This window comes from Porphyromonas sp. oral taxon 275 (assembly GCF_018127745.1).
Classification (GTDB): Bacteria; Bacteroidota; Bacteroidia; order Bacteroidales; family Porphyromonadaceae; genus Porphyromonas.
Genome location: NZ_CP072333.1, coordinates 1,208,627 through 1,221,473 on the forward strand (window position 1 = coordinate 1,208,627; position 12,847 = coordinate 1,221,473).

Sequence of the window (12,847 nt, forward strand, 5' to 3'; positions counted from 1 at the left end):
ACATTCACCTATCACCGCATTCATATACACACATCTCTTATGGCACAGACACTCGTACGTACAGACTTCCACTTCCCAGGCCAGGACAAGGTCTACCACGGCAAGGTGCGTGACGTGTACTTCCTCGACGGGGAGCGCATCGCCATGATTGCCACCGACCGCATCTCCGCCTTCGACGTCGTCCTCCCCAAGGGCATCCCCTACAAGGGGCAGGTGCTCAATCAGATCGCGACCTACTTCCTCAAGGCTACCAAGGACATCGTCCCCAACTGGCTCCTCTCTACGCCCGACCCCATGGTCTCGCTCGGGCACCGCTGCGAGCCCTTCCGCGTCGAGATGGTGATCCGTGGCTACCTCACGGGATCAGCCTGGCGCGCCTACAAGGCAGGCGAGCGCACGCTCTGTGGCATCCAGCTGCCCGAGGGTATGCGTGAGAACGAAGCCTTCCCCGAGCCCATCATCACCCCCACGACCAAGGAGGACGAGGGCCACGACGAGAATATCTCCCGCGAGGAGATCATCCGTACGGGGCTCGTCAGCGAGGAGGACTACAAGCAGCTCGAGGCCTACACCTACGCGCTCTTCCGCCGCGGGCAAGAGATGGCACGCGAGCGTGGCCTGATCCTCGTAGATACGAAGTATGAGTTCGGCAAGAAGGACGGCAAGATCTACCTCATCGACGAGATCCACACGCCCGACTCCTCGCGCTACTTCTACGCTGAGGGCTACGAAGAGCGCTTCGCCCGCGGCGAGGAGCAGAAGCAGCTCTCCAAGGAGTTCGTCCGTCAGTGGCTCATCGCCCAGGGCTTCCAGGGGCGTGAGGGCGAAGTCATCCCCGAGATGACGCCCGAGTACTGTCAGAGCGTGAGCGAGCGCTACATCGAGCTCTACGAACTGGTCACGGGCCGTCCCTTCGTCAAGGAGGATACGACGCAGCTGGCCGCACGCATCGAGCGCAACGTGCTAGCAGCGCTCAAGTAAGCCCCCTCCCCGATAAGACAGCCAAGCTCCACGCCTAGCCCCTTCTATTCTTAGAGGCGGGCTGAGCGTGGAGCTTGCTCTTTGATCTCGACAATCTGCCCCACGAACACGACTATGCGCCAAAGACTCACCCTCATCACCCTAGGCGTACGCGACTTCGCCCGAGCCCTAGCCTTCTACGAAGGCCTCGGCTGGAAGAAGTCCGCAGCCAGCCAGGAGCACTACGCCCTCTTCCCCCTCGGAGGCATTGTCCTCGGGCTCTATCCGCTCCACGCACTGGAGGCCGACACGACGCTCCGCCATCAGGCGAGCGACTTCGCCGGCCTTACGATCAGCTACAATGCGACCTCTCCCGAGGAGGTCGATACCGTCCTGAAGAAGGCCGAGCGCCTCGGGGCAAGCATCGTCAAGCCCGCCCAAAAGGTCTTCTGGGGCGGCTACAGCGGCTACTTCAAGGACCTCGACGGCTACCTCTTCGAGGTCGCCTACAATCCCTTCTGGCAGCTCGACAGCGAGGGTAAGCTCCTCCTCTAGCCCCACCCCTCAGGGCTCTAGGACCCTCCGCTACCCATCCTAAAAGTTCCCCGACACACAGCCTGGGAGCGCCTATCCAAGTCCTCCCAGCAGAGGGCACACAAAGTCTCAGCAAAGGGAATTCCGTGTCGCAGCCAAGCGACCTCCTCGTCCCAGCTCCGTGAGGGATATCCGTCAGCCTCCTGACCGATATCCCTCACGCACGTCATGGACGTCCCTCAGCGCGCTGACCGATATCCCTCACGCCCCCTCCCCTTATACTCGGACTTAGCCGAAGGCTTGCCCTTGCCTCGTCTCCGCTAGAGGCGGTTAAGCACTAGGGACAGCAGGCCGCCTTAGTCTAATTGAGCACCCAGCACGCCCTCAGTTCGCCTGCTTGCCCCTAAAGGCAAGAAAAACAGACCCTTCACAAAGCGCGTAGCTGCGGACATGAGCCGCAGCAAGGGCAGCAATATTTGGCGGGAATATAATTTTGACGTATCTTTACAGTGTGTTTTTCATGGTATTAGATTTAAGGTTAACGAAGAGTGCGGTTTGTCGGGAGACAAGCCGCACTCACTTTATAGGGACTACCCGCCGCGCTACTCGCGCCTCAGGATCTAGGCGCCCCGAGCATTGGGAGGCAACAGCTACAGGAGCACCCCCTAGCTCCGAGGGCAGCTGCGCGAAGCCAAGACTTAGGCTGCAAGCGGAAGTAAATTGGCAGGACTGCATTATACGTCAGTCCTGCCAATTTACTTACAGTTACACTTATGGGGCGATGTTTAAATTATATGTCAGCTCCGCTGGGTTTGTGTAATTGCCCCAGCTGACGTATCTTTGCAGCACAGAGGACACGACCGCCCGTGTGGTCGTGCTCCATCGGAGAGATGGCAGAGTGGTCGATTGCGGCGGTCTTGAAAACCGTTGAGGTGAGAGCCTCCGGGGGTTCGAATCCCTCTCTCTCCGCAAAGAGGCATCAAAGTGACTGCAAAATGGTCGTCAGAGAAGCCTTAAAAACAAGAGTAAATCGTTGTAGGACATGGTCTTACAACGATTTTTCTTTGCACGCAGTCCATAGACCTGATGGCTTACCCCTAGGGTCTAATCGTCATCAATCGGTCAAATTCTGCTACAGAAACTGCTACACAAATCGAAGCGTAGCAATTAGTGTAGCAGTGACGGCTAAATGAAGGGCTAATTGAAGGCAGCAACGTACTCTCATTCAATGTGTAAGTAAGTAACTTTGTAGCACCCGCTACACTAAAGAATGATGCATTATGAGACAATCGTTCAAGGTGTCCTTCTACCTACGCTCCAACTACGAGAATAAAGAAGGGAAGTCGCCCGTCATGCTACGGATCTTCCTCGGAGGAGCGATGAGCAATCTTGGCTCCACGTAGATCTTCGTGGACAAGGCACAGTGGAATAGCAGAACCAGCCGGCAGAAGGGACGCTCCTCCGAAGCCCTCGCTGTCAATGCTAACCTAGATGCCATCTCTGCTAGCCCCCATTCCCTCTACCAGAAATATCAAGACGACCAAACGATCTCGGTGGACAAGCTTCGATCCGCCTACCTCGGGCAGATCCAGGAGTTCAGCACCTTTCTCCCTATCTTTGACAAGTTCATCGATGACATCCGTCAGCGCGTGGGGCACACCATCAGCAAGGAGAGCTTGCAGAAGTACAGCGTCTTGCGTAGACACTTCTTCGAGTTCCTAGTGCATCGGTATAAGCGTAAGGACATTGGGCTGATGGAATTCACGCCTGCCATCATCCAGGACTTCGAGCTGTACCTCACGACAGTGGCCTCATGTGCCTACAACACCGCGGTCAAGAAGATGAAAACCTTGAAGACCGTCACCATCTATGCCCTCAAGCGAGGCTATCTCCTCCAAGATCCTTTTCGTGATCACCTACCCATGCTTGATAAGGCTGAAACGTAAGCCCGAAAGCGAGTTCTCATCAGGGGATACTTGAGCATCAAGAGCCAAGATATCTGCTCCACTGCATACATCAGGGGCAAAGCCTCTCCTTACAAGCGGGCAAAGGAGAAAAGAGCCCAGGCGCAGAAAGGCAAGTCCCCCCGACCGATGCGGCTGGCATTCGGTCGGGGGGCATTCTTACTTAGGGCTGGGGGCGGAGCTTAGAGGCCAGAGTTGCTGCCTCCGCCGCTCGCACCGGGGCTAGAAGGGCTATCGCCAGGGCTAGCCGAAGCACCGCCTTCGCCCTTCGGCTTCTTGGCCTTATCCTTCGCTGTGGGCTTGGCCAGCATACGCTCGTAGCTGACTTCGTCGGGGCGCAGACGGAAGTAGGTAGAATTGGGACGGAGGTTCACGCGCGGCTCGGTGATGTGCACATTGGCGTTAAACTCGGTTCCTGTCGGCACGACCTTGCTCTTGAACGAAGGCGAAAGCGTCCCGAGACGCCCGAAGTCCACGATGTCACCGTTGGCCACCACCTCGCGCGCCATATCTGCAGCGAGATTGAGCACGCTCTGCACTTCCATGTAGTTGAGGGTCGTGTCTCGGGCTACCATCTCGCAGAAGCGCTCGAAGCTCACGCGATGACGTCCCGACGGCGTGGCTTGGATGACCACCTTGCCTTTGTTGGGGCCGACGCCCACCTTACGTTCGCCAAGGGTGTAGCCGATGGGTTTGTTTTTCTTGCTCATAATCTTTAAGGCGTCTCCAGCGGGTTGTCCTTGCGCCCGTCGGAGACTTTATACGGGGGCAAGGTAAGCTGTGTTTTTCTTCTTCCGAAAGCCTCTCCGCGTGAGAGGTAAAGCCTCCAGCCCCAAAACGTATACGTTTTGTGCCCAAGACGTATACGTTTCACGCCCGAAACGTATACGTTTTCACCGCCAAACGTATACGTCTTGCTCGCAATACGTATACATCTCACCTAGGAAGGCTATACGTCTAGCCCCTTCACCCTCAAAGGTAGCCTTTTCCAACGAACTATGTAGCACCTAACCAAGAATTACTTTGATCCCTGGTCTAAGTAGCTCTACAGGCACATAGCCACACCTATTTTAGCCATTTAGATCGCTCAAAATAAGTAATAATATTGGAGATTGACTCTTCTCCACTATTACGAAAACGATCCCGACACGAGTCAAATCGATCTATCATTAAAAATTGCTCTCTATATTTTTTGAGATCTGATTCTGAGTCCTTTTTGAGCTTGCTTAAGAGCTCGAATTCCAAGCTTTCTTTTTCTTCAGGAGAGAGTTTCCGTTTATCTTCGATTTCGTTCTTTTGGATAGCCTCACGCGTTCTCCTTCTTATAGCTTCATCAGACAATTGTGTACTTCTATACTTCTGAGCTACTTTATCAAAAAGGTCTTGTGAATTTACAAATGAATACACTTCAGGTATCTCTGGATTTGCCATATAAAGCAGCTTCAAAGACTTCGAGAGATCAAAGGAGTCCAAAAACTCATTATAGAACTCTTGATATCTTATGTAAATATCTTCAGCCTGCACGATACCAAAAGAGCCTATTATGCCCCAAAAAGGTGCAGGTTCTCTAAATAAAGTATGCGACACTACACCTAGGCCAAAACAGATCCCCATCGTTATGAACAGATTGTTCTCAGTTCCAATATTTATACTTCTCATATCTGACACAAAATCCCCCCATGGGATTAATGCTCCGTTAGCCAATATCAGACCATTACGGTCTCTACTTCCATGTAGCTCTAAATGTAGAATGGGGATTACACGGTCTTTTTTGACCTCTTCCTGAATTTGTGCGATGATACGATCCCAATCTTTTCGTGATTGTACTGATTCAAGAGCTGATTCAATATTCCTATTACTTTTAGACTTCCTATTATAGTCCTCACATCTTCGCTTGATAATATCATTATACAATTCGGTCCCTGTGAGGCTCTCTTCTTTCAGAGACTCGATAACATAAATCTTATTAAAACTAAAAGCCATAAGTTGCAGTTTTTTGTCCCCGCAAAGGTACTACTTTATAGTTAAGAAGAAGATACAAGAAACCTCCCCTTAGGATGATACATTTATAATGGGGGTATATATTGAAAGTCTGGGAAGATTAAATAGGGCAAACGCCACACGCTTCCACCTAAGTAGTCCTATCAAGAGCTTATCTAATATAATGGCAAAGGACGGGTACTCTATACATCCAGATTTATCTCCTTACTTAATGTTGCAAAGCTGCTGACTTTTATCCATCATAGCCAAGCCAACAAAACACCCTGGAGAGAACTGAATTAAGGGCAGGGCTCCTTTCCATAGCTCTTAAACTCCTCCAGATACATGACTGTAATTCGCAGGCAAGCAGTTATTGCAAAGCCCTATATCACGCCCAGCCTGGTCAGCGAGACTCCTATCCATATCGCTTTTTCTCATTCAGGGTTCTAGCTCTGGATTCCTTCCAAGGTGTACACTTATAGAAGCAGAGTCTATATCGAATGGTTGGAAGGTATTGGGTAACATTCCCTGGGCAAAAGGCAAAACCTCTTTATATCTATCTGGGCTTGTTACTTTGTCAAAGAAATCATACAAGTCGCTAGCCACTCTTAAGAATCCAGTAGCTCTAAAGTCAGTAATGTAAATATCCATCTCATCCTCTTGACTCATAATATCCCAGAATAGATAATCGCCATTTTCACTGACTCCAAAGGGAATGAGTTCTTTCAATTTGGAGTATTCTAAATCAGGGGATACATCGAACCATAATTCATCCTTATTATCTAATACATCTTGATATGTTGAAATTATCTCCTTGCTCCTAACAAACAACGAATCGGGATAATCTCCCATCGGGGTATAGATTATGAAAAGACCACAAGATAGGCCATAACCATACTGCCTAACAAAAGAGACGTAAGAGGGGGGAAACTTTCTTCCATTGGTAAAAGTGAAATTATGGAGGATAGCGTTCTCTCCACCTATAATAGTGGGAGCATACTTTCTTAAGGTAAAATTCATACTAACAACATTGAGCTTCTTATTGATGGACGGAGGGGGAGAGCAGGCGGATCGGTCAAGAAAGTATTGATGCTCGTAAAGGCTTCCCCATAATGTCGAAGACCATACAAATATTGGGAGCAGGACAAAGATCCATCATGGGGGAGCAAGGTCTTATGGAAGTCCACACCAATACCGAAGTCGCGATATTCCACAGCCGGCATAGGAGGCGTCTTCGGTAGCACGGCACTAGCAAGACCTGCTTGAAGAGTCTCCAGCGGCACCTTCTTCTCCTCAAACAAGTCACCAAAGCTCTTGCTCGGCTTGTGGATCGCCAAAGAGCCGACAGCGTCATGCTCTATTCCATCGATGCACTTGCTCATTAGTATACTATTGAGATATATCTAAATCGGGAGGATAAAATTCCGTCAGTAGTGCATTCCCTGAATTGACGCCTTAATTAATCCTTCCACTTCGGTTGGAGTAAATACTAACCATTCTCTGTAGCTCTCACAATCATAGACAGTTGTTCTTTTGCACTCTCCCCCAACCCCAAGAGTAGGCATCTCTGGGGTTCCCATAAGGAATGTAATTTCTTGATAATTAGAATCCCTTATCTTGTCATAGTTTGGGTCTTCAAATATAAATCTCCACCTTTTCTTTTTGAACCCCAAACTTACATGTAAAGGCTTACACATAAGCCCAGAATTTACTATCCCCATCGGAGAACTCGGTATTGCTCCTATATAGTTGAAAATTTCCACCAAATCTCCACCAGATTCGTCAACTTCTATCAACCGACCGAAAGCATAGCGTTCTGTTGGGGGAAAGTCAACAGAAGCATAGCTTTTGATGTTATCAGTACATTCACTAGGCAAGAACAGTGGTACAATGAATATACTCCCTACTCGTTTCTGAAAAAACTTCATCAATGAAAATTATTTGGGGCTATTTTTTTATTATGATTATCTACGATATCATCGTATTCGGCCTTAAAGGCTTTTCCAGAACCATTCGTGTTGGGGGACATTCCCCATCCCACAAGAATTTCCAGACAGCCCCACGGTTTATATTCTTTCCGAAATAGACCTTCCTTGAGGAGTTATGTCTATACTATCGCTAAACTGCAACCCCTTTAAGCCTGCGTCAAATAACGCTTTCTTAATTTTCTCATTCACAACGATGCAACGATGCATTTCTCGACAACGCACGATATCTATATCGAGCCCCTTAAAAAGATTGTCTTTTAGCCTCATGTAGTAAAACATATATTCAGGCTCTTGTGGGTTGAAATTTGTTAGGCGAAACTCGCTGCACTCTATATCAACGCAATTTATCTTATAAAGTAAATTCGCTGCATAGAACCCTTCTATTTTTTCACCTTCACAAAATAGCTCAACATCAAAAAATTGAATACTTCTTGATATTGCTTCTAAGGTCTCTTTCAAGCGTCGACTTACTAGTTCTGGCCCTGATGACTCTAAGAGTATGGCTTTTTCAACCTTTTCCCGATATGCTTTTTTTGAAACGCGATAAAAAAGAGTGGGGGGAGAGGTAATAAAATCTGCCTTGAAAAAATTCTGATAGTCTGTTGATATATCATTCTCATAAACTACCCAGCCATGCGTATTTTGGGTCGTATTCAAAATGTATCCGTTCATAACCTAGTGATTATTTAGTCTTATTCTGTTGTTTCTTAAATTATCTCCAATATTCTCCATTAAATCATTTAGATGCATTCGTTTTATGATATCATCTACATCTAAAGCCTCAATTTCATCAAGCCTGCTTAATATCATCTTGTCTTAGTGGGAGGTATGTCTCTCTGTGTGAAAACTGTTCTTGTGGGATCGATAGAACTAGTTGCTGGCAAGTGAATAATATTTTTCGATCTGGGAGCTTGTAGAGTATATCTACTTCATCGTAACGAGCGGCGGCCAAAGTACCCACGACATCATAGCCAAACTCTGCCGTGTATGTCCCAGCCGTGAGCCTGCGTAGTTTCCCAGACAAGTCCCACTCATACGAGCGATGACTCACCTCGTAGCCTGTCCCCTTCGTTACCTGATCTGTTACTCGCCCAGAGCGGTCATAGCGTGTTTGGCTCTCAACCCCGCCCAATAGGCGACGCAGGCTTTCTCTGCCCACCACATCATACTCAAGCTGGAGGCTCCAAACCACCGAAGAGCCGACGCTTGCCTGCATCTCTGAGATGTTGCAAAGTCCAAGAGCCAATAGTAGTATTCTTAGAAAGAGTGCTTGCACAATCTAGTTGTTGAATCTTATATATCTAAGTTTAAGAGAGGTCGTCTTTTGTAATTGTTCTATCACAAGAAAACCTAGAGATTCGGACATCAATATCAGGAGACAAATAGAGATTGTACTTCTTAATATGAAAGAATCTTCTCTTCATTCTAGCCATGAAGACTGATACTTTCTTGAGAAATTCTTTGTCCTTTGCTCGAGTATAAAAACGCCCTTGAAGATAATATCCCTCTGTGGCATTAACACCTGCAGGCGAGTATTCCAATACGGGGCTGTTTACTGTATCTAAAACGCTTATTATCTTACCAGTGTAATAAGCGTGTGTATAGTATACAAGATCTTCCTCCCGGCTCATTTCTACAAGATAAAAAGAACTGGAGTTGTATAAAACTGGCGGGAATGGAGCTAGTGGACCTTTGGGAGATGGGACATCTAACATTTCACCAAACACTTCTTTCAAGAGTTCTTCCAGAAACTTCTTATATGCCTCTGTGGCATAGAAATTAATCTGCTTACTCATTAATGCATATTTTACCTTGAGTACCCACGACATCGTAGTCACACTCTGCCATGTATTTTCCTCAAATACTTAAAGAGATACAGGAGACCAAATATCTTTACTCTCCACATATCGCTTCTTGCTTTCAATCAACCAGTGCCCCTCCGAAAAAGATACAGTGTATAGAAATCTCTCATTGAGTGGTCTTTCTCTTAAGGTATATACCAAAAACTTTCCCTCACGAGGTTTACTTCCCTCTACTGTTACGATAACTTCCTCATGAGGGTCATACTCATAGGTTCCCTCAAAGCCATAAGAGATTGTATTTGGCCTTCCACTTTTTCTTTTGCTTTTCTTGCAGTATAGATTAAATATATGCAAGAGTCTCTCCTTTTGTAAGGTATACTGTTCATCATATGATAAAGACTTATCTTGCGCTACAAGATTGCAAAATCTTTCCCATTCATTCATCTCACTTATGAAGTGAAACACAGTACTACTAGCGTTATTCTCTAATTCCATAATTTAATGACTGTTGTTAAGTGATTTTCCTATTCTGTCTCCATTGGGCGCTATGGCTGCATGCTGAATTCTAGTAGGTCTAGCACCACCATTACCATAATTCAATTGATACTTTTATACTAGCAGACCCATGTTTGCCTACTAGGTCAGCAACTCAAGTTTCAAACGGAGCAAACTCGCCTCGGTTAACATATATGGCCTATGCTCTCGCTCATAAATGCAACTCTGCTATGATTTACTCTATTAGAGAAGGTACGGGGTATTCTCGGGAGTAGTTACCATTCACTTTTTTGTACAGGGAGAACCTTGAGGATAAAAGATCTATACTCTTTATTGGAGAATTCTATTCTTTGCATAATATAAGTAGGTAATTGATAGTGTTGGCAGAAATATATATTCACATCCGTATCCAGAAAAAAGACTCGATGCTCATCGTCCCCATACTCTCTGTAATGTATGCCACATAGTCTTAAGATTGCAGATACGTTCTTTTTCTCTACGCCAAGACGTCTTATTGCTCTCTTCTTTTTTAGCAGCAATTGCTGAGAATACCTCAAGTAAATAGCTGTAGTTTGATGGTTCTTGGGATCAATCGTTCGTTCTAGGACGAGATGTTCACACAGCTTCACGAACTCAACTATGCACTCTCCTTCTGGAATAGATTTCCACTTCATCCTTTCTATGAGTAGAGGATTTCTTTCGTATTCCTCAATGTAACGGATAATATTAGTGAACGTCCAATGCTTTTGCGACATCTTGTAATCCTTATTTACGTGACAAATCAGACCCAGTATGCTATCAAAATTATTACATTCTCAGATTAATGGAACTAGATCTAAAGACAAACCACACATTTCTTTTTGCAACCTGGAAGACACAACAAATAATGAAGGGTAGTAGCAATCTCTTGCGAGCGTGAACTCTAAATCTTGCGAGGTAAACTTATAAGGATATGTGGGAATTTTTCTTCCATTGGATAAGGTGCGAAATGGACTATTCTCCACATCTAATATTGGAAGCTTTCGAAAGATCTTAGCCAGGTAAAATTGCAATAACTCTCCTTTAAGATTTATTTTACAAGGATAGAAGACAACATCTTCTCCTACAATTTTTTCAATTCTCATTTTTGCTCGTTCTGAGAAAATCGGAGCAGGCAAAAAACTTTCGAGATAGTCCAACTTTTGGATGGACTCCAATGTCAATCTATTATCGGCGATCAGAACTGGAGAATACTGGAGAAGTCCTTCCTTATCACCTACCAAAAATTCATATAACTCTTCTTGCCTTTGGCGATTCCTGATGTGACATGGCACAAAATCCATATCACTTTGTTGCTGAAGTCTATACATTTCTATCAGTGCGTTTTATATTTTCCAGAATCCAATCCTTATCTGACTTCGGTTTGTAAACCTACAACTTCCTTTTGAATTCTTCGTTGATCCCACCCTTCAATTTTGGGAACATCACAAAGCTCATCCTTTCGTTGTCTCATCATTTGATTATATTCTTTATGCACATCATTCCACCCTAAATGAATAGCCTTATTAGGATTAGGATCTATTCCTTCTGCAATAGGAAAGTGCTTCATAGAAGCCACCATCAATCGTTTCATTTATCAGTGAGAGAGGTCATTCCCTCTATAAATACTGAGATGGTAAAGGAAATATGTCTTGATTGTCTGGATAATTTTCTATACTACTAGACAGCCAGAGTTCAAAGATTTTGTAATCGTCAAAGAAACCATATATATATCCCCTTTTTAGTAAGTCTATGTAATCTTTTTGAGGCACTACCAAAGGATTTCCATTTCTCATCACTCTTGATTGTCTAATAAAAAGTTCTTTATTGTATGATAAGAAGATCGCTAAATCTGGATATATTATATTTCCTTTCTCTAAATCAACTTGCCCTATCAGTTTCCAAATCTTCTTTCTTATAGCTGTTTCTGTACAGGATTTATAAGTCTTAAACCCAACAGAAAGAAGCTCATCCATATTGGCTGTCCTTTCCGAGAGATAATCAAAAATACCAAACTCGTATTGCCTTACCCTACATATATAAGTAAACTTCCCATTGGGGAGTGAGATTTCATAGATCCCGCCGTATTTTTTTACACTCTTATCCATATTGATTGTTTTCAATGTATTTTTTTCAACAAATCACCATCAAGTAGTCCCGTTTTGTTGTTTTCGGGATTAACAAAGGTCACTTCGTATCCATTCTTATTAGCCTTCCTCGGGAAAATACCATTAATTCGATCTACCGCATTACCTGATTTCCGCGCTTCTTCAATGTAATATTGCTCTCCACCTCTTACGGCTTTATAGCTATCCGTTTCATAAACAGGAGTCAAAGGTCCTATGTTTTTTCGGTGATGCCCTCTTTTCCTTTTAGATAAAATTTGACGCACTGACATCTCATCAGCCCCACTCGTTCTACCAGTGTAGATTTTTCCTGTAGGATTCCCAGTTGCATCGAGTTCTGGTGCTTGATAAACAATATATTTAATCAACCCCCAAGGGTCCACCCATGCATTCACATCGTGTACGTATGTGTAGAGGTTAGATAGTCCTGCTTCGAGACGAATGAGGTCTTGACCGATGTATGCTCTGGTTCCTGGGGAGTAGTAGCGGAAGCGATTGTAGACCAGCCCCGTCTCTCAGTCAAGGTACTACAGCTATATATTAAAATAGCTACCTCATTTCACCTTTGATGTTTTCACAAAAAAGAAGAAATGACGGGGCAACTTCCGTCACACACTCTTCCTCTTCGTGGTGGATATAAAAAACTTTTCCACTGCCCTCTTCTATACAGTAGATATTTCCACTAGAATCGTTCGCAAATGAAAGCAAATATGCTTCTTTATCTCTACTGCTTTTTGTCAACGAGATAAGGCGAGAGGGAATCTCCAACTCAGAAACTCTGAAAAACAGCCAATGTCCAGCATGTTGTAGTCGTTTTTTTAACATTAAAAAAGGAGTCTCTATATAAAAATGCTCCATCCGGGAATACTCCTCCATCAAAAGATTTATAGAATAAGAGAACTGCATTCTTTCCTTCAAATTCTATTGATAAGAGATTTTCCACCTCTTTAGATGCTTTCTTTTGCTCATTGGGAAGAAAG

17 protein-coding genes, 1 tRNA gene and 2 pseudogenes are annotated in these 12,847 nt (G+C 45.2%); 5 read left to right on the plus strand and 15 right to left on the minus strand.

What is annotated here, in order from left to right:
- Positions 1-39 precede the first annotated feature (39 nt).
- The 5 genes and pseudogenes from J4862_RS04810 to J4862_RS04825 form a co-directional block, all read left to right on the plus strand.
- Positions 40-981: a phosphoribosylaminoimidazolesuccinocarboxamide synthase gene (locus tag J4862_RS04810; RefSeq protein ID WP_211788002.1), complete on the plus strand. Its 942-nt coding sequence runs from the start codon at positions 40-42 to the stop codon at positions 979-981.
- Positions 982-1,095: 114 nt separating this feature from the next.
- Positions 1,096-1,515: a VOC family protein gene (locus J4862_RS04815; protein WP_211788003.1), complete on the plus strand. Its 420-nt coding sequence runs from the start codon at positions 1,096-1,098 to the stop codon at positions 1,513-1,515.
- Positions 1,516-2,378: 863 nt separating this feature from the next.
- Positions 2,379-2,463 (plus strand) — tRNA-Ser (locus J4862_RS04820).
- Between the two features lie 311 nt (positions 2,464-2,774).
- Positions 2,775-2,897, plus strand: coding sequence for a hypothetical protein (locus J4862_RS08870; protein ID WP_256438130.1), 123 nt, complete (start codon positions 2,775-2,777; stop codon positions 2,895-2,897).
- A pseudogene (locus tag J4862_RS04825) lies at positions 2,898-3,410 on the plus strand (phage integrase SAM-like domain-containing protein); the annotation flags it as partial.
- 230 nt (positions 3,411-3,640) lie between these two features.
- Here the strand turns inward: J4862_RS04825 and J4862_RS04830 are convergent.
- The 15 genes and pseudogenes from J4862_RS04830 to J4862_RS04895 form a co-directional block, all read right to left on the minus strand.
- Positions 3,641-4,168 (minus strand): DNA-binding protein, encoded by a 528-nt coding sequence (locus J4862_RS04830; protein WP_211788004.1) that lies wholly within the window; start codon positions 4,166-4,168, stop codon positions 3,641-3,643.
- Positions 4,169-4,523: 355 nt separating this feature from the next.
- Positions 4,524-5,441, minus strand: coding sequence for a hypothetical protein (locus J4862_RS04835; RefSeq protein ID WP_211788005.1), 918 nt, complete (start codon positions 5,439-5,441; stop codon positions 4,524-4,526).
- Between the two features lie 435 nt (positions 5,442-5,876).
- Positions 5,877-6,458, minus strand: a complete 582-nt coding sequence (locus J4862_RS04840; protein ID WP_211788006.1) for an SMI1/KNR4 family protein — start codon at positions 6,456-6,458, stop codon at positions 5,877-5,879.
- The gene (locus J4862_RS04845; RefSeq protein WP_211788007.1) at positions 6,455-6,820 is read right to left on the minus strand and encodes a hypothetical protein; all 366 of its coding nucleotides are present in this window, start codon (positions 6,818-6,820) and stop codon (positions 6,455-6,457) included. The genes J4862_RS04840 and J4862_RS04845 overlap by 4 nt, the downstream gene beginning before the upstream one ends.
- A gap of 45 nt (positions 6,821-6,865) precedes the next feature.
- On the minus strand, positions 6,866-7,366 hold the full coding sequence (locus tag J4862_RS04850; RefSeq protein WP_211788008.1) for an Imm26 family immunity protein: 501 nt from the start codon (positions 7,364-7,366) through the stop codon (positions 6,866-6,868).
- A gap of 138 nt (positions 7,367-7,504) precedes the next feature.
- Positions 7,505-8,098 (minus strand): imm11 family protein, encoded by a 594-nt coding sequence (locus J4862_RS04855; protein WP_249107394.1) that lies wholly within the window; start codon positions 8,096-8,098, stop codon positions 7,505-7,507.
- 118 nt (positions 8,099-8,216) lie between these two features.
- Entirely contained in the window at positions 8,217-8,702 is a 486-nt protein-coding gene (locus tag J4862_RS04860; RefSeq protein ID WP_211788009.1) for a hypothetical protein, read from the minus strand.
- A 31-nt stretch (positions 8,703-8,733) separates the two neighbouring features.
- Complete coding sequence (locus J4862_RS04865) at positions 8,734-9,222, minus strand: hypothetical protein (RefSeq protein ID WP_211788010.1); 489 nt, start codon at positions 9,220-9,222, stop codon at positions 8,734-8,736.
- 69 nt (positions 9,223-9,291) lie between these two features.
- On the minus strand, positions 9,292-9,723 hold the full coding sequence (locus J4862_RS04870; protein WP_211788011.1) for an NTF2 fold immunity protein: 432 nt from the start codon (positions 9,721-9,723) through the stop codon (positions 9,292-9,294).
- 815 nt (positions 9,724-10,538) lie between these two features.
- Positions 10,539-11,072: an imm11 family protein gene (locus J4862_RS04875; RefSeq protein WP_211788012.1), complete on the minus strand. Its 534-nt coding sequence runs from the start codon at positions 11,070-11,072 to the stop codon at positions 10,539-10,541.
- 38 nt (positions 11,073-11,110) lie between these two features.
- Complete coding sequence (locus J4862_RS04880; protein ID WP_211788013.1) at positions 11,111-11,335, minus strand: hypothetical protein; 225 nt, start codon at positions 11,333-11,335, stop codon at positions 11,111-11,113.
- 25 nt (positions 11,336-11,360) lie between these two features.
- Positions 11,361-11,849, minus strand: a complete 489-nt coding sequence (locus tag J4862_RS04885; RefSeq protein WP_211788014.1) for a hypothetical protein — start codon at positions 11,847-11,849, stop codon at positions 11,361-11,363.
- A gap of 11 nt (positions 11,850-11,860) precedes the next feature.
- Positions 11,861-12,262: a hypothetical protein gene (locus tag J4862_RS04890; RefSeq protein ID WP_249107395.1), complete on the minus strand. Its 402-nt coding sequence runs from the start codon at positions 12,260-12,262 to the stop codon at positions 11,861-11,863.
- A 30-nt stretch (positions 12,263-12,292) separates the two neighbouring features.
- Positions 12,293-12,373, minus strand: a pseudogene (locus tag J4862_RS08910) (rhs family protein); the annotation flags it as partial.
- A 43-nt stretch (positions 12,374-12,416) separates the two neighbouring features.
- Positions 12,417-12,785 carry an SMI1/KNR4 family protein gene (locus J4862_RS04895; protein ID WP_211788015.1) on the minus strand — a complete coding sequence of 123 codons (369 nt, stop codon included), beginning with the start codon at positions 12,783-12,785 and terminating at the stop codon, positions 12,417-12,419.
- Positions 12,786-12,847: the final 62 nt, after the last annotated feature.